This is a genomic window from Paenibacillus sp. IHB B 3415 (assembly GCF_000802655.2).
GTDB lineage: Bacteria > Bacillota > Bacilli > Paenibacillales > Paenibacillaceae > Paenibacillus_AQ > Paenibacillus_AQ phytohabitans.
The window spans coordinates 15,368-37,379 of the sequence record NZ_JUEI01000007.1; the positions used below are offsets into that span (position 1 = coordinate 15,368).

The window sequence follows — 22,012 nt, forward strand, 5'->3', positions numbered from 1 at the left end:
TTTTAGATGAGGTAAAAAAGATTTATCGCCTCATAACAGAGATACAATTTTTGCAGTAGGTCATTATGATACTAATACAACAAAGAATCTAAACATAAGATGGTCATATGATGTATTTAATTCACAAAATTATTTAGCATTTGGAGCACAAACTAAAAGTATGTACTTTTCATATACTTCCAAGTAAGATATTTACAAATAGAAACAGAGTGGAGCTTTTCTTTTTCACTCTGTTTCATTAAAGTGATTATTCATTTTTCCAAAGACTTTCAAAATTAATATCCTGAAGAGGTGGTTTAATGTTTTTCTTATTCATCTTGATTTTTCTTTTATTTTCGATAATTTTCATTATCAAGGATGAACGGAAGGAAATAATTAAAAATATTTCTTTGTTAACTACTATTTTACCTTTGATATTAGCAATTTTGTTATTAATCTCAGCTACCTATGACTCCGGCGTAGTAGGTTTTTTATACTTGGGAATATTCGATGTTAAAATATCGAGTGTTCCTGTGATAATTAAAACTCTAACAAGTGTGTCATTGATATCACTACTGCTTTATTTTTACTCGCTCATTAAGCAAAAATAAATTCCGTCAACATCCCGCCAAAGTAAGAGTGAATTAACATCTGAAAACTATATCCAAATTGTTAAGAAAACAGGCTGTTATCGCGCTTGGCGATTTACCATCAAGAACAAGTCATAAGGTTATTATTACTCCGTTTTCCTGTTCTTCTTATCAAAACAGCACTCGCAAATGCCCCAATAAGCAAAAAGATGGCAATGAACAAGCTCACGTCTTTCATTCCAGCATTGAAAGCACTAAAAACAATATGCTTAATGTCTGCAAAAGCCGGCATTTATTTGAATCCTTCAGCTTGCCATCAAAGATCTGCGAGCCGGCAAAAGCTCCGGCTTTATGGAAAACTTCCAGCATTTGATTTTTGAAGGCATACAGTCCCGCTCCTAGAACAAAAGCCGCAATGTTGGCAGCGTTAAAGGACCATCTTCTGAAAACCATAACTCGATCATGAGTTGTTTAACTGTTCTTTCCATGATAATGAAAGCAATGAATAAAATGAACGATAACCCCATTAAACCCAATTAATGCCAGTATATCCACGAATAACTTTCATGTATTTCTTTTTGAATGAGCGTAAATACCATGGTGAATATCATTGCAGTACTAAATATAAACCCTAAACTATCAATTTTCTCATTCCGGTTCGGTCACTTTCATTAATGAAGAACAGGCCAAATAGGATCGCTATAATACCAATTCTTCTGAATCTCCGGCAAGGCTACATTCACAATTGTAATATCCAGCATGGCCATAAATACGGCTAAACTAACTGTGACTAGCACCCACCATTTTCTAATTGATTGTTCCAAAATAAAAATCCCTTTCGTGTTCTCGTGCACACAAATGCATATTTATAATAAAATGAAAAGCACCCTGCTATAGCAAATTCATGAGTGCTTTCATATTATCCGCTGTCTCTTCGAAGGTATCGACAATGAAATTTTTAAGCTCTGAAAAATTCAATATCAATATTGTCTTCAATCAGTATCTTGCATTTATCCGGATCATGCTTGAGTCTCATAACTTCACCGCCTGATTATATTATATGCATCCGTGTGCACAAAAATGGCTGGACCAGGGTATCCCCCAGTCCAGCCCTTTTGCCTAACCAGTGTTAAGGCTCAATCCCCCACACCAGCTGGTCATTCATATATCCGGTCACCTGCTCATTGTTAACAAATTGACTGGCGGATGCCTTGAACGAGTAATCGTTAGACTGATTGTAATTGGACCAGTCGGTTTTGGAGAAGCGGGTCTGGATTTCTACGCTCTGGCCGGGGTTTAGCGTTCCAGCCGAACTTGTGAAGCCAATTTCCAGCGCATAATCGGCACCGGTAACCGGGGTTGCCAGCTTGATGAATTTGCTGGTGACATTCGCGCTTCCGGCACTGGACCAGTCGATCCAGAAGCTCTGGTCTTTCTCGCCGTCAATTGTATAGTAATACCGGAGCTTCACATTACTGAGCTGAACCGCCGAATTGCCGGTATTGACGACTTTGAACTTGGCAGAAATCCCGTTGGTGGAGGCACTCGTGTTGCCGTTAAAAGCCTGAATTGCCAAGCCGCCCGTTGGTAGCGGAACACTGCTATCTGCTACATTTACCGTAAGCACAGCGTTATTTCCTCCGTTAAAATGGAAGGTGATTACATTCTGGCCGAGCGGCAGCGTAGAGAGATAGGATTTCTTCAAGACAATCGTTGCGCCTGATGCCGTATAATCCTGGCCCGATACAAGCGTGTTGCTTCCATTCGTCAGGTTTGCAAGCTGATGTCCGTTTAAGGTAAGGGCTACGGAAATATCCTGCGCTTGGGCCGTTGCTTTATCAAAGGCCGCGCTCACAGGTGCAATAGATGCACTCGGTGTGGTATCGACAATTGTAACTTTCAATACGGGATCTTGTCCCTGATTGAAATCAAAGACAATCGAATGCTCGCCAACCGGGAGCGTTGCCAGGAATGACTTTTTCAGCAGCAGCGTATTTCCGCTTACAGTATAATCCTGCGTCGCGGTCAAGGCATTGCCCCCTGCCCGAAGGGCAGTTAACGTATTGCCGTTAGCATCCACGGTTATGGCTTTGTCGCTCTGAGCCGCTGCATACTTGTTAAATTCGATACTTGCAGGTGTAATGGATGCACTTGGGTTTGGATTATTGACACTTAAATCAGGCAACTCATCCAGCGTAATCACATAATTGCTCTGATACAACGTGGTCAGTGTGGCCGGATAATTAAAGGCAGAACTCATGAGATGCTCCCCATACCACGGCAGGAAATAGAGCCAGCCCGACTTCTCCTCGGTCAGATTCTGTACGCTTGGGACGGTGTCGTTCTCGGTCATGGCTACCATTTTCTTGCCGCCGGTTAGATCCACCAGCTGATAGAAAATCGAGGTAATCGCATCCTCATTGGGTACGCCGGACAAACCGTCATAGCGGTTGTAGACGGTATTGTATTTATCGTAGCCGACAATATCCACCTGATCGTCACCGGGATACCAGGCGGGAGAAGTGCTGTACACATAGCTGTTATACGTCCAGATCAGGTTGTGCAGGTCGTAGGTTTCTGTAAGCTCGGTATAGAGCTGATCCCACAGCTGCTTATATACCTCTGCGCCTGCCGATGCCCACCAGAACCACGCGCCTTGCCCGTTCAATCCGCCGTTACCCTCTGCTTCATGATAGGGTCTGAAAATAACCGGCACGTTGTTATCCTGCAGAATCTGCAGCTGCTCCGCCAAATCCGCTATAGCCAGCTGTACGTATTGATACTCTTTCGTCCCGGGAATGACTGCATTGGCTGTATTAAAATTAGTTTCCGTCGGCTTATAGGTGGCTTCCTTCCAATCCACAAATTCCCCCAGCTGATAGGCAGTGAAATCCCGGGGAACTGTGAGATGCCAGCTGTTGGTCGCGATCCCGCCCCGGTTATTCACCCAATCGATCATCCGGGCAGTTGTGCCGTCCTCCCAGCCGTACAGCGGATTGTAGTTCATCAGATCGAACCCGCGGATGGCCGGATACTTGCCGGTTAAATTGTGTATCCAGTCGAACTCCAGCTCGGAATTCCCATCATTGCCTCCCCCGTAAATCTCCTGCTGGCCGGAGAGCATATGATTTCCGTACACCTCTGTCAAATAATTCATCAGCAGCTGAGTTTCCGGGGTAGCTTGAGTATCACTGAGGACAGGCTGCACATCCAGGGGGTCCAGATCGGCAACATCCACAGTGAAGCTGTCAAAGTAAGCGAAGCCCCAGCCCGCCTTCAGCTGAATGGTGTTACTGCCCTGATTCAGCTTGTGATAGCCAAAATCGAAATCCGACCACGTGGTCGTGTAAGGCAGCATATACGAACCTTTCGTAACGCCGTTAACGTTCAACGATTGAAGCCGGCCGTCTGCGCTAAGCTCCTGCATATAACGGGTAGAGATCGTGTACATGCCAGTTTCCGGGACCGTCACATTGAAGGTAATGGTGCCTGAATTCTGCATCCAGACAAAACCGCTCCCGGTGTAGCCGGGCTTAGGTTGTCCGTAAATTTGGGTCGTCACTTGAAGATCGGAGGTGAGCTGAGCATTTTCGCTTTCAATTGTGAAAAGTGCGTTGTCTGCATGAACGGGCGGCGCTGTCATCACTCCAAGCAGCAGAGTAAATGCCAGCAGAATTGCGCTAGCCTTCTTGAGCAAATTTTTCATTTCCACCTTTCCTCCCCATGATAAAATGGTAAATACTTGATCAATCTATCAAGTCTTGGATGCGCTTTCATAGCAAAGATAACATACATTCCATATTTTGTAAATCGTTGAATATTGAAAATAATGTACCCTGATGCAGGCGCACTAAAAAACTCCCGCTAATAGATTAGCAGGAGTTCCTATAGAGAGGTTCAACATTAATCATACAAGACTTCAATCATTTGCCTTGTCTTCGCCAGCTGCTCCACCGTTAAATCATGCTGGGCAGAGGCATATACGCTAAAGACAATATCGAGCACAAATAACTGGGCGAATCTCGAGCTTGTTGCTGCACTGCGAAGCTTTGCTTCCGGCGCACGTGATGTAAATAGAGAAACATCCGCGAGCTGGGCAAGCTTGTTATTTCCGGGACGGGTAAGGCTGATCGTTTTGATCCCCTGCTCCTTGGCCCGTTTTGTTAATTGAATGACCTCTCTCGTTTCACCGCTATACGAAATCCCCCAGAAGACGGCGTTTTCTGATTTCGTAGCCATGGCTGCTGCCAATAAATGACGGTCTGAAATAGCATATACATTTTTGCCGAGCCGAAGCCATTTCTGTGCTGCATCCTCTGCAATGATAAAAGAGGCGCCTATCCCATAAACATAAATAACCTCAGCCTGTTGTAACAGACTCACGGCCTGCTCGATCGATTGCGCGTCCAGTTGACTGGCCGTATTCTGAAAGGTCAATATGGTATTGGACAGCATTTTATCAATGATAGAATGCACCGTTTCATTGGATTCAACATCAAAGTAGCCCACATAATTCGTGTTCTCTACTTCAGCGGATAAACGGATCTTCAGAGCGGGGAAACCCTCGATGCCCACAGACCGGCAAAAACGGACAACCGCCGCACTGCTTGCCTCCGCTTTGGCTGCTAACTCATGTATGGTCATATGCATCACTTCTTTAGCATTGGCAAGAATGTACTCAGCTACTTTTTTTTCTGATTCCGGCAGTTCATTTAATACCAGTTCAATTTGGGAAATCATACTTCCTGCTACCAAGTTCCAAGCTCCTCTCCTCAGTCTATTCTCCTTATTGTAACAAAATAGAGGGGAGTAATCATTAAGTAGCAGCTGTGAAGCTAAAGCGCCTTCCGCCTTGTCTCACGTAGTCCAATAGAGGAAGGTCCTCTTCTATCACATGGCCAATCACATTAACAGCTTCATGTGCCGGCAGATCTCTTAATGTGATCTGTAACTCATGTTCATAGCGGCCATACAAATAATTATCGACGGTAATCGTTCCTCTAGGCCGCTTGTTCGTATGCATAGGCGCGATACTTCGGGTCATTACAAAACGTTCCTGATCTGTCCGGGCAGTTTCTGAGCGAACTACATCACGGGCAGCGTCCAGGCGGTTCAGGTGGACCTTATCCCATAGGGCATAAGGCAATTCTTTGATTACCCGCAAAGGAATAGTCCCATCTTCATACCGCTGAAATTGAATCTGAGACCCTTCTGAAAGGGTTAAATCGCCAACGAAAATTTTGTCCACCGCGCAATCCTTCTCTAATTCCAGATAAGCTAAAAAAGAAGATTGATTCCTGTGCTTCTCTAAGGTAGGCAAGCTTTGAAATAACGGTTTTCGCTTCAGCCCGTCTCCCGGAATAAAGGCCATTGTCGTAATGCCTTCCGCCTGCAGCCATCTGTTCTTCGCTATAAATGCTTCTTTATCCAGACCTGTCTCCGGGCGGGGATAATAATTATGCCAGGCCTGGGTATTCTCAAGACAAATATGATGCTCTTTTAAGTCAGCCAAGAACTCTGGGGTTAAGGTGCTGGCATTTAAGGCAATTTTCATTTTGTGTGAGTAGGCTGCAATTTCATCGGCGCTAAATCCAAAATCCATCCGCAAACCTGTAACACCAGCTTCTAATAGAAAGGGAAATGAAAATTTCTCCAATGCTTTTCCGGAAATATCCGCCATCAGGTCCATTCCTAACCGCCGGGCAGCGTCTGCGATCTCCAGCAATTTCTCCTTCAATTGTCCGATATCATCTTCCGGCATATGAAGAGAGGTGAATATCTCCGTACAGCCTGCAGCCTTCATTTGTTCCATATACTTGACGTTGTCTTCTAACGTGCGGTCCGCCACAAAAATTGAAATTCCGAGCAATGGAATCACCTCAAAAGTTCGAATCAGTTAATCCTGTTCTGCCATAGCCTCTTTGGGTGTGCCGAAGAGATAAGTGGCAATAAATCCGCCAGCGTAAGCCGCAATTAATCCTATGACGTATTTCAGCCATAATCCATTGGCGATCAAGGGAATTAACGCAACCCCGGAAGGACCAATGGCAATCGCTCCAACGTTGCCGAATAAGCCAATAACCGCACCGCCAATCCCTCCGCCAATACAAGCTGTAATAAACGGCCGGCCCAGCGGCAAGGTAACCCCATAAATCAATGGCTCGCCGATCCCCAGAATACCAACCGGAAGTGCGCCTTTAATCATGTTTGTTAATGATTTATTCTTCTTGCAGCGAATCCATAATGCAATGGAAGCCCCAACCTGACCCGCACCAGCCATAGCCAGCATCGGAAGCAACAGCGTCATCCCTGAATCATTGATCATCTCAATATGAATCGGCGTCAATACCTGATGCAGTCCTAACATAACAAGCGGAAGGAACGCTGCTCCTAATACGAAGCCTGAGAATGCACCGCCAACCTCTAGCGTCCAGTTGATAGCTCCAATTAAATTGGTGGAAATAAATCCGGCGAATGGCATAATGAAAAATATCGTAATCAGACCCACGACTAGTAAAGCTATTGTAGGCGTAACAATAATATCAACGGCATCCGGAATCACTTTACGCAAATATTTCTCCACGATGGATAGAATCCATACGGCGATTAGAACGCCGATAACCCCACCTTGCCCTGCCGTTAAGGGTGCACCAGTAAATATATTAAAGATGGGCAGGTCAGCTGTAACCCCTGTTAAGAGCGTCACCCCGCCGATCACGCCACCAAGCGCAGGAGTAGCTCCAAATTCTTTAGCTGCATTAATACCGACATAAATCACCAGGTAACTGAAAATTGCGTTTTTGATAACATTTAAGATCGTTACATACTGCTGCCAGGTTGCAGTGTCTAAGTTGCCTGCTGTAATATTGTTAGCAAGAATCGAGCCAATACCCGCAATTAAACCGGCTCCAACAAACGCAGGGATAAGCGGTATGAAAATATTCCCGATCTTCCGTAAAAAGTTTTTGAACGGAGTATCATTCTTCTTTTTAAGCTGCGCTTTCATTTGTGCGCCTTTGGCCTGTAATTGTTCCGCCGAAGTTGAAGGATCGCCCTCAGGCCCGCTGTCTTCCAACACTTTACCGAATTCTTCAGCTACCTTGGTCACGACTCCTGGTCCGAGAATGACTTGATACGTTTCATCATCCACCACACCCAGAACCCCGTCGATTTGCTTCAACTCTGCTTCGGCGATCCGGCTGCGGTCCACAACCGTTACACGAAGACGGGTCATGCAATGGGTATAAGAGGATACATTCGCACGGCCACCGATAGCCCCTAGTATTTTGACCGCTAAATCATGATATTTACTCATGTTTTTGCCCCTTTCTTCTTATCGTATTATTGAATCGCCTGACGGACGAAGCCATGTGATTCTTCCAGCCGTTGCACAGCTTCTTCCTTAGTTAGCCCCGCAAGAATCATCACAATGGCAATTTTCGGTTTTTGATCTGCCTGCTTCAGAACACTCTCTGCCGTTTCAGCGTCACAATCTGTCGCATCCATAACAATCCGTTTGGCACGTTCAACAAGCTTTTCATTGGTTAACTGTACATCCACCATTAAATTTCCATATACTTTCCCAGTACCGATCATCGAAGCTGTAGACAGCATATTGCAGATTAATTTCTGCGAACTACCGGCCTTTAAACGTGTTGACCCGGTCAATACTTCCGGTCCGTTTACGACTTCAATCGCAATCCTGGCTATTTTACCAATCGCTGAATCCTTGTTGCAGCTCACGGCTACAGTTGGTGTACCTATAGAATTGGCATATTCTAATCCGCCGATAACATATGGAGTGCGTCCGCTGGCGGCAATTCCGACGACAACATCTTTGGCTGTCAGCTTAATATCCTGTAAATCCTGCACCCCTAATTGTTCGTTGTCCTCTGCACCTTCGACCGCTTTAATAAACGCCCTCTCTCCCCCGGCAATTAGCCCGATGACCTCCTCTGGTGTTGTTCCAAAGGTTGGCGGACATTCAACAGCATCCAATAAGCCGATACGTCCGCTTGTTCCAGCCCCCATATAAATTAAGCGTCCGCCTTGTTTGATCGCCATGGTAATCACTTCTACTGCTTTGGCAATTTGCGGAATCTCTTGTTTAACCGCTTGTGCGACCTTGTGATCTTCTTCATTCATCACTTCCAGAAGTTCAAGAGGAGTTAATTCATCCAGATTCATTGTTTTCTTATTGCGGGTCTCTGTTGTCAAATGCTCTAACATGATTTCCTCATCATCCTTTTCTGTTTATGAAATCGCTCTCTAAGTGAAGAATAACATCACTGAAATATTATTTCAATATTAATTTTATTTAGTTAAAATAAAATATCATTATGGAATATTCCGAAAAAAATGAATACGCAAAAAACAAGCCTCTGTGATGAACACAGGAGCTTGTTTCATACGCTATATATATTGTCCTTTTATCCGCCAATTAATCTGCACCCAACCGGTACATAAAAGTCTTACTTTCCTTCTTACTGCCTGTAAACTTGAACCGCAATTCTGATTTATCATCATTACTCCCTGCGAACTCAATCCCATCGTATTTAAATCCCGTCATATCCAACGGGTCAATTCCGAATTCCTTGTAGAGGAGGATTGCCCGGTTAGCTCCGATATCAATTAACGTCAGGAAGCCTTCTTGTGAGGAGCGGGCAACCAGATAATTCTCGCCTATGGCTTCAATGGCGTAGGTTTGATCCGGCGTATCTGCCAGCTTCGAAACGTTCCAGGTTTGCAGGACGGAAGCATCCGACGCAATCAGCCGGACTGTGTGGCCGTCGTTCATAACAGCGTTACCGCCATATGACTTCAGCTCCAGAGGGGAGAACTGCCAGTAATGGGCAGTCGATTGGCGCAGGATGGCCCCTTTTTTGACAAAAAGGTTGAATACCGTCAGGTTGACCGAAGGTTCACCGCTCGAATTCTGAATCGTCACCAAATCCGCATCTTCTGAAATCTTCACCGATGTCAGCCGTGTACCCGCAATATAATAAGGTTCAAGCTTGGCTGTAGAGGCGCCCATAGAGTGAACCACTCCTGCTGCATCCCGCTTATATAAAGTGCCGTCCACCCCGTTTAAGAAATACGCGTCTTTGCTGGTCTGGCCGTCGCCGACATATTCAGGATAGCTGATGAGCGCCTCCCGGCTGTCCGCATTCCATTTCAGCGAGCCGCCAATGGCATCATTCACGAATCGCAGTGGGATGTAGAGCTGCTTATTCACCTGCTGGAAGGCTGCAGAATACGTGATTTGCTTCCCGTTTACCGTTGCAATGCGGCTCCCGATCTTCATGCTGCCCTTCGTGAACAGATTCCCGATGGTGATCATTTTCGAATGTTCATCGTAACTGACCGTTGTCCCCCTGACATAGAGCATGTCCAGCGAGAGCATTACGGTTCCATTCATTAGGGTGGCTCCTCCTGCTGAGGAGGTGATCTGCGAGTTGTTCAAATAGATACGGATAGCCGGTAAGTTCGCGGTCTGTGCTGTACTAGTAGCTGCTGCTTCCATAGCGGGGGGATGAACAACACCCGTTACAAGAACACTAAGACCAATGATCTGCAGAATTTTTTTAAAAGTAATCATAAAGAGCCCGCCCCTTCCTTTCTCAGAAAATACCATATCTCAAATCATAGCATACAGCAGATAGAATACAAAAATTAAATGGTAGACTGAGAAAAGTCAGGAAAGCGGGACGGGCAGTAAGTATTAGTTATCTCACTTCTTGACGGACACCCGAAGCGCTTGCCTTACGGATCGCATCCATCAGACGATGCACGCGGACCGCCTGGGTGAAATCGGGCAATTCCACCTCTTCCCCGTCAAGCCGCTGCGCCAATCGGGCATAGAGATGAGCCACATTGTACCCGGGACCGGGAGACAGCTGATGTACCTGTGAAGCATACACATCCGGCGTTTCCAGTATCTCCGTCTCACCGGAAGTTCGGACGAGCTGAAGCTTCAGCCGGTCCATCTGAAACATCAGCTGATCCCTCGGAGTGATGACCAGTTCACCCCCGGTTCCGATGATTCGCAGCGTAAATCCAGGTGCACCGCCATTAACGAACTGGGCCGAAACAAGTGCATTCTGTGCCAGCTTCCCGTTAACGAGCACGTGATCCGGTGCATTTGCGGTCACTGATTCACCCGTCTCAAGAATGAGAACCTCAGGGTACTGCGTATCCAGCCTACCGGACACCTCAACGAACGGCGCTACCATATATTCAATTGCATCAAGCACATGTGCCGCACCAATCGTCAGTTGATCTGCCCCGTTAGCTTCATCCAGCAGATAGACATGTGCGAGATCCACTGTCCCGTTCGATGTCGGAAACACAGGCAGGGTAACGATCGTATTCACAGCCAATACACGGCCAATAGCTCCTTCAGCAACCAAGTCCCTGATGTAGCGGACAGTTGGATTGCCCCGTGCCTGAAGACCCACTACATGCTTCACTCCCCGTTCTTCCGCGAGTTCAAGCAGTTCTTCCGCCTCCGCAGTGTTCCTGGCAAGCGGCCATTCACTGTACACATGTTTGCCGGCATTCAAGGCTTCGCGGAGCAGCAGGTCATGTTCGGGCACTTTTACAGTTACCACCACTACGTCAATTCCGGCCTGCCCCGCCATCTCCGATGTACTTGTATAATAAGAGCCGATGCCGTGGAGCTCAGCCGCCGCCTGTGCACTCTCTACCCGAGTGCCGGTTACGGCCTTCACCTCATATGCCTCAAGCGCTGCGAGCGCAGGAATATGAGCCAGTCCACCCCATCCGCCTGCTCCGACGATTCCTGCTCCCCATGAATTTCTTGTCCCCATAGCCATATGTTATTACCTCCTAATTTAGCGTTGTACTGACACGATTGAATATAACCGTTATAATCAAAACAAAAAAGTACGCACTTTTTCGTGATATAGTTACCATTCGGGTACGTTGAAGGAGATCGATGATTATGACATTTGAGCCTAATGAGGGGAATCCCAACGCTATAACCGGCAATACAAAGTACCAGAACCCTACCGAAGCCACCCTGGAGCGGATCGGGGGCAAGTGGAAAACAGCGATTCTCTGCCTGCTGGCCGAGCAAGGAGCACTGCGCAACGGGGAGATGCTGCGCACGCTGTCACCGGTCACCCAAAAAATGCTCACCCAGCAGCTCAAAGAGCTTGAAGCAGACGGGCTTATTCTCCGGACCGTATTCTCGGAAGTGCCTCCTAAAGTGGTCTATGAGCTGACGGACAGCGGACGGTCACTCAGGATGGTTCTTGATCCGCTTTGTGAATGGGGCAAACGGTTTGTTAATACAGTAAAGCGGGACACCCGCACGGGGATTGAATAAATCAAAAAACCTCTGTCATCTAAAATGACAGAAGCTCCTTCAGCGGCGGATTACGCATCCTCCAGATCAGATCACTCTATGTACCTTAAGCCTTAAATAAGATAACAATTTCGGTAATCAGAATCAGCCCGGCAGCAGACAAGCCTAGTGAATTAATGATTGTCAGTGCGTCCGGGTAGTTCTCTTTCCGGAACTGTGAACAGAGCGAAACCGTCCATAATACGCTGAAAAAAAGCCCGGCCGACCCGCAGCCCTGCTCATTCAGCACCTGTCTTCTGCGTTGAAAGAACCGGCCCAGTCCGGCAAAAGTGAACACCATATAAATAATAAGCTCAGCCGATGAAATGGCAATGACCTCGCCTGCAGAAAAAAGATGCATTAATGCGTACTGAATGCTAAAACCCATAATTACTAGCATGTTAAAGGAAACCTTGTGTAAACTCAAGTCTTCTTCCTCCCTTTGCGTAATAATGTACACAGCATTTAGATAACGCTTACATTATAATTGTAAACGTTTTCCTTTTCTGTGATTAATGACGCTTCCGGCCTATAGGATACTATGCATTGTGGGTCTTATCAGCCAAAAATGCATACAAAAAAACCGGAGCTGCGTTGGAAACAGCCCGGTTTCTCTACAAATCTATAAATAGATCATGATTATTTCACCGCTCAACTCACATAGCTCCCAGAAAATCAATCACTGCCTGCGTTTTCTTATCGCCGTTCTTCTCCAGAAGCAACAGGAAATCACCAAGCTGTGTCAGCAGCCTGCTGCCATCGGTCTGCTCAGGACCGGCTTCGGAAAGGGTATTCTCATAAGCGATTACCGCTTCTTCATTGATGACCTGTGTCTTCTGCTCGAACAACGGGGTATTGGGGGTTCCGTAGAACACATACCTTTTGGATACTTCAAAAGCTTTTTTCATCGCCGCATTACGGTTAGAGTTCTTGTAGGTCTGTACAAAGGCTTCATATTGCACTGCCCGTTCCACGACTTGGTACCAGTCCACCTGTAAAGTCCCGTTAATCACAGACGGCTGCTCCGACTCTGCTGCCATCAGATCAATATAAGCCTGCAGATCTTGGCTGATGTACGGCTTGAATACTTTGAAGCTCTTGTACTGAATGAGCGGAATAAACCGGCCGCCGTCCGTTCCCAGCTTATAGTCCATGGCAATCAAGTCTTGCAGTACAACGCGTGAATCGAACAGTTTCACCTTGGAGCGCGCCAGCACCATGGTCATGCCGGAGGTGTATATGCTTTTGATATCTTGTTGAATGGCAGGCGTATTCATGCGTTTGGTGGCTGTGGGCAGATAAGCTTTCAAAGCATTTTCCAGATGCAAAACGGCCAGATTGGCCTCTGCCTGCGTCATTTGACTAATACGATTGACTAAGGTCGCCTGGGCAAGACTGAGCGTGGAAGACTTCTTCACTCTTTGCTCAAATAAGCTGAATGCTGCCGTAGGCTTCACCGCCGCTGCCTCTGTATACTGCGGGAAGGCACCAAGGACGGTAATCCCGGCACCCGTCAATAGCATTGCTGAGCCGAGCGCGGCTGCTACACTTTTCGTAAACCTGGTCTGTCTCATAAGCACACACCTTTCAGAGTTCCTCGGATATAGCTCTCATTTTACCATACATTAACAATAGGTTCGTTATGCTCAAGCCTCTCTCTGCTTTCGCTGATCCAATCCTTGAACCATTCATTATCTGATGAACTGAATGTCTCGTCACCGTCGAAATTCCGGTATGCCCCGATGTAAACAATCAGCTCTCTAAGCTTGAGGAATACAGGGGTTTGCTCCAGCCAATACTGCTCCAAGGTGTTCTCCCGGCTGTACCCCTTCATGAAATGGTCTATAAACCGAAGTGCCTGTTCCTCACGGCTGTCCCGGCCCTCTTCCCCGCCGTATACATAGACCAGATAATATAGCTGAATGGCGATATCCTCTACAAACCAGCTGTACTGCGCCTCATCGAAATCGAATAACGTGATCTTACCTTGCTCACTCACATGGAAATTCCCGAACCCCATATCCCCATGGATAAGTCCGTAAACCTCTCTGTCCTTGGGTAACTCTTGGAGAGTATCGATGATGCTGTAATAAGTCTCTCTTACGCGATGGTGCGAGGGGGGCAGGATATCTATATTTTGCAGATAATAATTAAGATTCCAGTCATGCCGCCGCACAGTGGCATCCGGATGGTCATACCGCTTGGCAAGCGCATGCATCTTCCCTGTAATCCGGCCCAGCTCCTCATAGGTTGCGTTATCGTTCAGGCATTCGGGATAGCCGATGCTGAAATTCCGTTGCGGGTCAGATACATAATCCAGTCCAGCTCGGCTCTAACCTGCTCAGCAGTCCGGTGCATCCCTGGCGTAATTCTTAGAATATACACCCCACCGCTCCGCTGATATTCATATACGAAGTTCTGAAACCCGCCTATGTAAGTTAAGTAATCAGGGTTGATTCCATAACGGCTTGCAGCAATACGCATAATATCTTTTTGATCAAAAATGTCCTTTATAGCATTTTCCATTTAAGTAGGCCTCCGGTGACTTAGTTAGACTGCAATAGCGACTATTAAACTAGTAATAAGCATCATCACACTGACCGGTGCCCAAATTCTTCTCTCCCGAACACTCCGTGTAATGATATTCAAGATGGATGAAAGTACTGAAAAACCAACTACAAACCAAATGCCCACAGCTGCAAATTCAAGCCAACCCGGAAGTATAATCCCCGCCTTGCTCAGCACAATCAGCGCCAGGAAAGCCAAGACTGCAATCTGAACCAGACAAGCCGCACGCATTGGCGCTGGAAGCTTCCCGGGGAACTTTCCACCCATCGCGAACTCTCCCCATGGCATACCAATAGCCAACGCAGCCTGAAAAAGAATGATAATACAAATCAACGCGGAAAATACTATTGCTGAGCTGAATAAGAGCATGCCTCTTTCCTCGCTTCCGATGAGTAATGTCCGGTCCATATAATAGCCAAGATTATCATAGACAACTTTAATGCCACAAAACATAATAAATGTATGTATATAGTTATTTTTGAAGAGGGGCGAAAATTCTGAAATTATCAGAACCTTTTAATACAAAACGTTTGCACTTCCGCTTGCTGAATGTAGAGGACATTGATGTAGTGTATAGACAATTCTCAGATCCGGAGATGTGCAAACATTTCAGCGAACCGCCCTGTAGCTATGAAGAAGTCATAGAAATCATTGAACATTACGCCAACCCAGAGGGAAAAGGCCATCACCGTTACGGCATGTTTGATATTGAAACGGATGCATTCATCGGGACCTGCGGCTATCATTACTGGGATCGTGAGCTTCAACAAGTCGAGATCGGCTATGATATCTGGAAAGAGTATTGGAGACAGGGGTATATGTCGGAAGCCTTACCTGTACTCATCAAAATCTGCTTCGAGCATCTTAACGTGGATTGTATTTATATCCTGACCCATCCCCAAAATGCTGCATCAATAGCCAGTGTGCGCAAGTTTGGATTTGAGGTGTGTGAACCCTGCAGAAGCGTTGATGAGGAACCCCAGGTGTGTATGAAGCTGATGCGGGGTAAGTGGAGTGATTAATGAGGAGCGGATATCTTCTAAATCTACCCCGGCAATCCGCAAGCTATGAGCATGAGTTGCACTATTATTCCACCCGCCCCAGCACCGCCTCCACCTCAGCCAGATTCACCAGAACCCCATCCCGCTGCCTGCCCAGCTCCGCTATACTGCTGTCAATGGCATGCACACGTTCCTGCAGCATGTCACGGGCGAAGCGGAGCACTCCTGCTGTCCCGCAGCCGGATCGCGCCTTATGTCTGAACAGACATTGAATCTCCTTCACCGCAAAGCCCCACTGCTTCAGCTGTGCGATGGCCTGGAAATCCCGGACTTCCTTCTCTCCAAAAGAATAACGGTTCCCCTTAAGCTCCGGTCCCAGCAAAGACAGCTCCATGTAGTAGCGCACGGTATCCGCCGTTGTCCCCATCTCTCTGACAAACGCTCCAATCTGCATCGTCCTCCGCCCCCTTGCCATGGGGTTAACCCCATGTGATTAACTCGTATTATATCCCACTGCAAGGAGGAACAAGAATGATCTATCTCCTAATTGTAATGTACGCACTACTCATGGGTGCCGCCGCCATCATCAAACGCCGGAACCTTCAATTATCACTGACAGCAGCTAACCTTCTTGGTTCATTAGCGCTGCTCTGTACACCTTTTCATCCGCTTTTTCTACCGTTTGGGCTGATCGTGTTACTTTGCTGCGCACTTCGCAACGGTTACGTGCTTCAGGGTCATACCCATCCTCTTCATGTGCTGGTCCGCTGCATACTCTCGCTATACTTATATTTCAGTTACACCCTTTTTTAAAGCAACAAGCGCCGGTACCTGCGGATACTCCCGCTTCCCGGCGCTTGATATGCTACACTCCTTTTATTGTTCCCGCCCTTTAAGCTTCTGTAATTGCTGTGACCAGAAATCCGGCTGGGCGTAGCCGATGTATGAATAATCCAATTCATCACCTTGCGGAGTGGATAATTGAATGCGCAATGCCTTCTTGAGATCAGAGGGATGCAGATCGCCTGTTTTGATAGTTGCGACTTGAACGCCAGCATGTTTAGGGGTACCTGTGACAACTACCTGATTCCCTTTGGTATACACAGCTGTAATCTCCGTTTGAAAAGCAATGATATACAGATCCAGATCCGTTTTGTTCTGAAACAGCGGGAATTGAATGCCTACATTCTGCTGGAAATCGTATTGGCTGGATAGACCAATGTCGTAGGTTGTAAATAACCGGTGGAGTGCGTATTGTATCCGCGTAGGCATGTAACTCCATCTTCCTCCACTATAAGTGCTATGCCAGTGCTTTTCATACACAGGTCTCTGATAGAGAGGGTCATTCTTTATGATAAAGTAAGGAATTCTAATACCTTCCTTAATCACTCCGGAAATGGATATTGTATCTGTAGGCTGGTGAGCCGCAGCCTCTGCTTCCTCTGGCGAGTACATAATGGTAACGGGTTCGCGCGGCTCAAGCTGCTTCAGGCGAAGCTCCAGTTGTTCCAATTGTTCCAATTGTTCAGGGGACTCGGGCAAACTTTGCGCATTAATAGCTGTAGAGGATGCAGCAAGCGTGAGTAACAGGGATAAGATTATTGCCGGACCTTTGCTTAATAATGGCATATAGACCACCTCATCCATAGCTTGTTCCTCACTCCATGGATTTATGTAGCTGAACATGAGGTAACCTATTGAAATCCTGCACACAATACAACATTTCCCTCAATTAATCGGCCCAAATCCAAAATTGTTGTACAATAGGCAGGATTTCTCCTCTTCCAAGCAGCTTAGCAGAATTATTCTTGTATTTCATACAACAATCTTTCCGAGCACCCGGGTTTCTCAGCATCAAAGTTGCAGAACGTACAACAATTTTGTTTACAGTGCTTACTAAGAGGTCTCCGTTCTGCCGGAGAGGATTCTGCCCAACCTATACTATTCAGCGTATATGTGAATTTCATCCCTTATCTCCTGAAGTAATATCAAACAACCCCAACAACCCATCCAGACGATCAATTACATGATCATACCTGCTCACTTCGCCAAATCCGTAACTCGCGTACACAAAAGGAATTCCGGCAATCCCCGCCGCCTTCATATCTCCCTCCGTATCGCCCACATAGACAGGACTGCTTAAGTGATCCCGCTCCATAACCAGCTTGATGTTCTCGCCCTTGGATAGTCCCGTTCTCCCCGGATTCTCGTAGTCTATGAAATACTTCTGCAGCTGATGATATTCATAAAAAGCCTCAATATACCCCGCCTGGCAGTTGCTCACGATGAACAGCTTATATTGAGCAGATAACGCCCTAAGTACTTCTTCCAGCCCTTTATACAGCCTTCCGCCTTGCTTCGCCAGATAAAGACACTCTACTTCACAGCATTCTCTTAGAATTCTATGCCGGGTGTCCTCATCAATATTCGGGAACAGCTTCCGGCCAGCCTCATCTACCTGGAGACCCATGATTCCCTGTAAATCTTCCTTGGTTACTCCGTTCACAACGCCTTGGTAATTGCTAAGCACACTATTCCATCCCACCACTACTACATCCGATGAATCCCATAACGTGCCATCCAGATCAAAAATAATGCTGTCCATTCCATTTCTCCTAACGTTCAGTACGTAGTTGCTGCTGCGGCCGGGCCCAGATCAGATGAATCATATTCAGCGAGTAGCTCTCTACCCTGCTGATCTGCATCCCGGACTCCCGGACCAGTCCAATAATATCCCGGGTGTGATGGCATCCATAGACACGGTACAGCAGCGGATTCAGTGCCCGTTGCAGCATTGACACCATGAAGTTAGAACTGATCCCATGCTCCAACAGCAGGATAGTCCCGTCCGGCTTACACCAGCGGTTAATCTTCTTTAGCATCTCCAGGGGATTCTGATAGCTGCAACAAGATAATGTAGAAACAATAGTATCGAAGGATTGCCCGGGGAAGCTCATTTCTTCCATATCTGCACATACAAAATTGGCGTTCACGTGGTAATGTCCTGCTGCCTGCCGCGCTTTCTCAAGCATTGCGCTGCTGAAATCCGCTGCAGTAATCCTGACCTCCCTGGGATAGTAAGGGAAGTTAGCCCCCGCCCCCACTGCCAGCTCAAGCACATCCCCCTTGGCATGACTTATAAGATTCCGGCGCCAGTGCTGCTGTTTGGGATCTTCCCTTTTGCGGTCATAGTCTGTGGCCTGTTTATCAAAAATACGGATCAGCTTCTGCCTATCCATCTGCGCCGGTCACTCCATTCTTAATAGAGTCGTTTCTCGTAGCTCTCCTGTATGCCTCGCCGGACTACTTCCACAGTAAACTCGGCAGAATTCACATGATCTGCAATGATCGCCGGAGCAGACGGAAGCGAGTTTTCTGCAGGCCAGGAGCCGCTGTCCCATAGCTGCGATCTTTTAAAAGCCTTGGCACAATGCATATAGCACTCCTCCACCTTCACACCAATTCCCAAGGCTGGCCGTTTATCCCGGGCCTTCATTCTATCCAGAATAGCCTCATCTCTGATCACGAAAGCTTGCCCGTTAATCCGCAGGGTCTCTTCAAGCCCCGGGATGATAAAGATTAGTCCTACATTGGGATTAGCGAGGATATTTAGCAAGGAATCCAATCTGCGGTTGCCCGGCCGCTCCGGAATCACCAAATGACCGTCATCCAGCACCACTACCGATCCCGGTGCATCTCCGCGTGGAGAGACATCGCAAGACCCATGTTCATCTGCGGTAGACAGGAATAACAGCGGTGACATAGCGATAAAATTGCGGCAATTGTGATCCAGATGATGGATCGATTTACGCTTCACCACCTCACTGGGATAGCCCAGGAGTTCTCTTAGCTCAGCTTCTGAAGTCAGAATTTCTGTAAAAGGATTATTCATCCAGCGTCCTCGATTCTTGTTTGGCTTCTATAAATAAATTCTACAATCCTATACCCGAAACGTTCCTCAGCGCCAGATCTCCATCCGCTCATCGAGGGTAGAAGTGTGCAGCTCTAGCTGGATTCCATCCGGATCCAAGAAATTAACGGACCAGCCTACTCCACGCTGTATCGGGCCTCTTACAATGGTTACATTACTTTGCTTCAGGATGCCCACAGCCTCATTGAAATCGTTCTCTGCGATATAAAAAGCCACATGATCCATCCCTGCGAATCCGCCTGTGTTTTCCTCAACATCCATCCGCTCGACCAGGCAGACCCAGGCACTTCCCCACTCCAGATAAGCATCCGTTCTGCCGCGGTGTCTAATGGTCATCCCGAGAATGCCATGATAGAAATCAAGGGAGGTCTGCAGGTTGCGTATATTGATTGTAATATGACTAAATCCGGTGACTTTCATTTCAGTCGCTCCTTTTGGGCTTGATTGTTTATCTTGTTAGATCATCTTAGCATTCGTACACCATGCTCATAAACTCATAAGAACTTCCGTTTGTATCCTGCATAAAAGTATGTGCTGCAGTGAATCCGACTTTTAAATACACTTTTATAGCCCTGGCATTAAAGGTTGCTACAGCCAGCGTTATCCGTTCAGGATGGAAATTCACAGTAACATTATGCAGCACCGACTTCAGGAAAGCTTGCCCTGCGCCTCGCCCGGTTAGATCGGGTCTCATGCCTAAACCTATATTACAAATGTTACCCTCAACAGGCTGAACAGTAAAATACCCTGTAAGCTCATCGTCTTGCGATACAGCGTATGTATGATCCCCACGTCCGGCCGGGTCCAGGAATTCGATTAAATCTTCCTCGTCCGCATCCATATCATAAAAAGAATATTCACCTGCATAATGCCAATGGTATGCAATATCTTCAGCTTGAAGCTGTGTTAATGGTTTAATAACTACAGCCATCGCGTAAACCGTTTGTGCAACACTTCAATCTGATGCAGATCTGCCCATTCCTTCAGGTCCTTTATCCCCTGATCTTCCTTGTCAGAGAAACAGAAACAGTACTTGTACGGCACCAACATATTAGCTTTGGGCTTAATTGCGATTACGGGTTTAAAGTATCCTTTGATAAAAATCTTCTTAACCTTACCCGCTTCTATCTCAGTATTCTTAATCTGAAGGACTTCAGGCTTAATCTCAATGCTGAACACTCTGCTACATGTCACCAAGCGAAAAATTAATATCCCCATAATAATTCCACCTGCTATGATGAGTAAATAAATTAAGAAAAGATCGAATCGTTTAGATCTATTAAATAGTATTACTAAGTTTAGCCAGGATAATATCAGTAAAGTAAAGCCTATCGCAGCCCAAATTTCAGAAGGACGTTTGCCTTGATGTGTGATCATCATTTCAATTCACTTCCCCGCTTTGTTCATAATAAAGATCTATTGGATTCTTATTATAATACAGGTAAAAGATGGTATGCAGCAGTCTGTCGTAACATTCTTTGACGGATAGGCGAATCCCTTAATTTGCGTATTCATTTTTTTGACTAACCGGGTACGAAACTATAAGATGGATGGCATGAGAGTGATTACAGATCAGGAGGGACAGCCATGGAAGTGTTTGCAGAGTATTTAGCCAAAATCGATAATCCGGTACACCGCGCTGCGACGGAAGAGGTACTGGCCTGGGTGATTCAGGAATTCCCCCAATTGACGCCGAAAATTGCCTGGAACCAGCCGATGTTCACCGATCACGGAACCTATATCATCGGCTTCAGCGTATCCAAAGCGCATCTGGCTGTTGCTCCCGAGAAGGCGGGTATGGATCATTTTGCCGATGCCATTAAGCAGGCTGGCTTAGATCACACCAAGCTGCTGGTGCGTATGAAATGGACGAGCCCGGTTGATTACACCATACTCAGACAAATGATCGAATACAATATTGCGGATAAGGCTGACTGTACAACTTTTTGGCGGGCATAGAAGACTCTGCTGAAACACGGATCGCCCATGACGAAAAGGACGTGCAGGATAGCACGTCCATAGTATGACATATCATTTTACAGGATAACTCCAGTGACAATCTTACGGTGATCCGATACATAAGCTCTGAATTTGTTCTCTTGCGCTGCATCCTCGAACGATTGCTTAGCAATGAACCAGTATTCCTGTTGACCATGGAACAGTAAGTAATAACCTTTATTCTCCCACACCCGGGTGAAGGAGCCCCATTTCATTATGGACTGATCTTCTTCCGGACTAAAGTTGATCCCTTCTGCATCAAACAGATATTCGAATTCCTTGTTGTACCTTGTATCCGCCGATAGGATCTTTGGCAGTAGCAAGGTACGCATAACCATCGACATCGCGATCGTAAGCACAAGCGTTATCGATATCCCGAGGAGTATAATTGATTCGTTCTTAACGTATAGAATCATACAAACGGCTACAAACACCGCTTGAACCCCAATGGAGAGTATGGATTTCCACGAATGGAAATATAGTGCCCGCGCAACCTTTTGAATATGTTTCCCGTAATGAAAGCTGATTTTCTCCATCTTGTCACCCTTTATCTGTTCACTTAATAACCTCTAGTAGT

The 22,012-nt window shown here is 46.5% G+C and carries 26 protein-coding genes; 4 read left to right on the forward strand and 22 right to left on the reverse strand.

Annotated features, from left to right (window positions below; genetic code table 11):
- Positions 1 to 803: 803 nt before the first annotated feature.
- The 8 genes from QW71_RS41205 to QW71_RS04170 form a co-directional block, all read right to left on the reverse strand.
- Positions 804 to 1,022 carry a hypothetical protein gene (locus QW71_RS41205; protein ID WP_039293702.1) on the reverse strand — a complete coding sequence of 73 codons (219 nt, stop codon included), beginning with the start codon at positions 1,020 to 1,022 and terminating at the stop codon, positions 804 to 806.
- Between the two features lie 676 nt (positions 1,023 to 1,698).
- Positions 1,699 to 4,275 (reverse strand): glycosyl hydrolase, encoded by a 2,577-nt coding sequence (locus tag QW71_RS04140; protein ID WP_039293705.1) that lies wholly within the window; start codon positions 4,273 to 4,275, stop codon positions 1,699 to 1,701.
- 197 nt (positions 4,276 to 4,472) lie between these two features.
- Positions 4,473 to 5,324, reverse strand: a complete 852-nt coding sequence (locus QW71_RS04145) for a MurR/RpiR family transcriptional regulator (protein WP_152679693.1) — start codon at positions 5,322 to 5,324, stop codon at positions 4,473 to 4,475.
- A gap of 61 nt (positions 5,325 to 5,385) precedes the next feature.
- The gene (locus QW71_RS04150) at positions 5,386 to 6,438 is read right to left on the reverse strand and encodes a DUF871 domain-containing protein (RefSeq protein ID WP_039293708.1); all 1,053 of its coding nucleotides are present in this window, start codon (positions 6,436 to 6,438) and stop codon (positions 5,386 to 5,388) included.
- 27 nt (positions 6,439 to 6,465) lie between these two features.
- Positions 6,466 to 7,884, reverse strand: a complete 1,419-nt coding sequence (locus QW71_RS04155; protein ID WP_039293710.1) for a PTS transporter subunit EIIC — start codon at positions 7,882 to 7,884, stop codon at positions 6,466 to 6,468.
- A gap of 26 nt (positions 7,885 to 7,910) precedes the next feature.
- A complete protein-coding gene (gene murQ, locus QW71_RS04160) occupies positions 7,911 to 8,798 on the reverse strand; it encodes an N-acetylmuramic acid 6-phosphate etherase (protein WP_039293714.1) in 888 nt (295 codons plus the stop codon).
- 211 nt (positions 8,799 to 9,009) lie between these two features.
- Entirely contained in the window at positions 9,010 to 10,167 is a 1,158-nt protein-coding gene (locus QW71_RS04165) for a copper amine oxidase N-terminal domain-containing protein (protein WP_039293717.1), read from the reverse strand.
- A gap of 127 nt (positions 10,168 to 10,294) precedes the next feature.
- Positions 10,295 to 11,404 (reverse strand): Gfo/Idh/MocA family protein, encoded by a 1,110-nt coding sequence (locus tag QW71_RS04170; protein ID WP_052769885.1) that lies wholly within the window; start codon positions 11,402 to 11,404, stop codon positions 10,295 to 10,297.
- Between the two features lie 128 nt (positions 11,405 to 11,532).
- Here QW71_RS04170 and QW71_RS04175 point away from each other — a divergent pair, with 128 nt between their 5' ends.
- Complete coding sequence (locus QW71_RS04175) at positions 11,533 to 11,919, forward strand: helix-turn-helix domain-containing protein (protein ID WP_047013617.1); 387 nt, start codon at positions 11,533 to 11,535, stop codon at positions 11,917 to 11,919.
- A gap of 85 nt (positions 11,920 to 12,004) precedes the next feature.
- On the opposite strand, the gene QW71_RS04180 is transcribed toward QW71_RS04175, so the two are convergent.
- From QW71_RS04180 to QW71_RS04200, 5 genes are all read right to left on the reverse strand, one after another.
- Positions 12,005 to 12,364 (reverse strand): hypothetical protein, encoded by a 360-nt coding sequence (locus tag QW71_RS04180; protein WP_039293719.1) that lies wholly within the window; start codon positions 12,362 to 12,364, stop codon positions 12,005 to 12,007.
- Between the two features lie 229 nt (positions 12,365 to 12,593).
- Positions 12,594 to 13,511, reverse strand: coding sequence for a hypothetical protein (locus QW71_RS04185; protein ID WP_039293723.1), 918 nt, complete (start codon positions 13,509 to 13,511; stop codon positions 12,594 to 12,596).
- 41 nt (positions 13,512 to 13,552) lie between these two features.
- Positions 13,553 to 14,155, reverse strand: a complete 603-nt coding sequence (locus tag QW71_RS04190; RefSeq protein ID WP_039293725.1) for a phosphotransferase enzyme family protein — start codon at positions 14,153 to 14,155, stop codon at positions 13,553 to 13,555.
- 44 nt (positions 14,156 to 14,199) lie between these two features.
- Positions 14,200 to 14,463, reverse strand: a complete 264-nt coding sequence (locus tag QW71_RS04195; RefSeq protein ID WP_039293728.1) for a hypothetical protein — start codon at positions 14,461 to 14,463, stop codon at positions 14,200 to 14,202.
- Positions 14,464 to 14,487: 24 nt separating this feature from the next.
- A complete protein-coding gene (locus QW71_RS04200) occupies positions 14,488 to 14,874 on the reverse strand; it encodes a hypothetical protein (protein ID WP_039293732.1) in 387 nt (128 codons plus the stop codon).
- A gap of 161 nt (positions 14,875 to 15,035) precedes the next feature.
- Here QW71_RS04200 and QW71_RS04205 point away from each other — a divergent pair, with 161 nt between their 5' ends.
- Positions 15,036 to 15,527, forward strand: coding sequence for a GNAT family N-acetyltransferase (locus QW71_RS04205; RefSeq protein ID WP_268794599.1), 492 nt, complete (start codon positions 15,036 to 15,038; stop codon positions 15,525 to 15,527).
- A gap of 64 nt (positions 15,528 to 15,591) precedes the next feature.
- On the opposite strand, the gene QW71_RS04210 is transcribed toward QW71_RS04205, so the two are convergent.
- Complete coding sequence (locus QW71_RS04210; RefSeq protein ID WP_039293735.1) at positions 15,592 to 15,960, reverse strand: MerR family transcriptional regulator; 369 nt, start codon at positions 15,958 to 15,960, stop codon at positions 15,592 to 15,594.
- Positions 15,961 to 16,037: 77 nt separating this feature from the next.
- On the opposite strand from QW71_RS04210, the gene QW71_RS04215 reads away from it, so the two are divergent.
- Positions 16,038 to 16,319, forward strand: coding sequence for a hypothetical protein (locus tag QW71_RS04215; RefSeq protein ID WP_039293736.1), 282 nt, complete (start codon positions 16,038 to 16,040; stop codon positions 16,317 to 16,319).
- A 63-nt stretch (positions 16,320 to 16,382) separates the two neighbouring features.
- Here QW71_RS04215 and QW71_RS04220 read toward each other — a convergent pair whose 3' ends face one another.
- The 7 genes from QW71_RS04220 to QW71_RS04250 all read right to left on the reverse strand — a co-directional run bounded on the left by QW71_RS04220 (position 16,383) and on the right by QW71_RS04250 (position 20,817).
- The gene (locus QW71_RS04220) at positions 16,383 to 17,153 is read right to left on the reverse strand and encodes a hypothetical protein (protein WP_235441386.1); all 771 of its coding nucleotides are present in this window, start codon (positions 17,151 to 17,153) and stop codon (positions 16,383 to 16,385) included.
- A 316-nt stretch (positions 17,154 to 17,469) separates the two neighbouring features.
- Positions 17,470 to 18,111 carry an HAD family hydrolase gene (locus QW71_RS04225; RefSeq protein WP_039293739.1) on the reverse strand — a complete coding sequence of 214 codons (642 nt, stop codon included), beginning with the start codon at positions 18,109 to 18,111 and terminating at the stop codon, positions 17,470 to 17,472.
- A 10-nt stretch (positions 18,112 to 18,121) separates the two neighbouring features.
- Positions 18,122 to 18,745 (reverse strand): class I SAM-dependent methyltransferase, encoded by a 624-nt coding sequence (locus QW71_RS04230; protein WP_039293741.1) that lies wholly within the window; start codon positions 18,743 to 18,745, stop codon positions 18,122 to 18,124.
- Between the two features lie 20 nt (positions 18,746 to 18,765).
- A complete protein-coding gene (locus QW71_RS04235; protein ID WP_039293744.1) occupies positions 18,766 to 19,398 on the reverse strand; it encodes a pyridoxamine 5'-phosphate oxidase family protein in 633 nt (210 codons plus the stop codon).
- 66 nt (positions 19,399 to 19,464) lie between these two features.
- Positions 19,465 to 19,857 carry a VOC family protein gene (locus tag QW71_RS04240; RefSeq protein WP_039293747.1) on the reverse strand — a complete coding sequence of 131 codons (393 nt, stop codon included), beginning with the start codon at positions 19,855 to 19,857 and terminating at the stop codon, positions 19,465 to 19,467.
- A 46-nt stretch (positions 19,858 to 19,903) separates the two neighbouring features.
- A complete protein-coding gene (locus QW71_RS04245) occupies positions 19,904 to 20,368 on the reverse strand; it encodes a GNAT family N-acetyltransferase (RefSeq protein ID WP_039293750.1) in 465 nt (154 codons plus the stop codon).
- Entirely contained in the window at positions 20,359 to 20,817 is a 459-nt protein-coding gene (locus QW71_RS04250; RefSeq protein WP_039293753.1) for a hypothetical protein, read from the reverse strand. The genes QW71_RS04245 and QW71_RS04250 overlap by 10 nt, the downstream gene beginning before the upstream one ends.
- Positions 20,818 to 21,024: 207 nt before the next feature.
- On the opposite strand from QW71_RS04250, the gene QW71_RS04255 reads away from it, so the two are divergent.
- A complete protein-coding gene (locus QW71_RS04255; protein WP_039293756.1) occupies positions 21,025 to 21,396 on the forward strand; it encodes an iron chaperone in 372 nt (123 codons plus the stop codon).
- A 77-nt stretch (positions 21,397 to 21,473) separates the two neighbouring features.
- On the opposite strand, the gene QW71_RS04260 is transcribed toward QW71_RS04255, so the two are convergent.
- Positions 21,474 to 21,971, reverse strand: a complete 498-nt coding sequence (locus QW71_RS04260) for a YcxB family protein (RefSeq protein WP_039293759.1) — start codon at positions 21,969 to 21,971, stop codon at positions 21,474 to 21,476.
- Positions 21,972 to 22,012 lie beyond the last annotated feature (41 nt).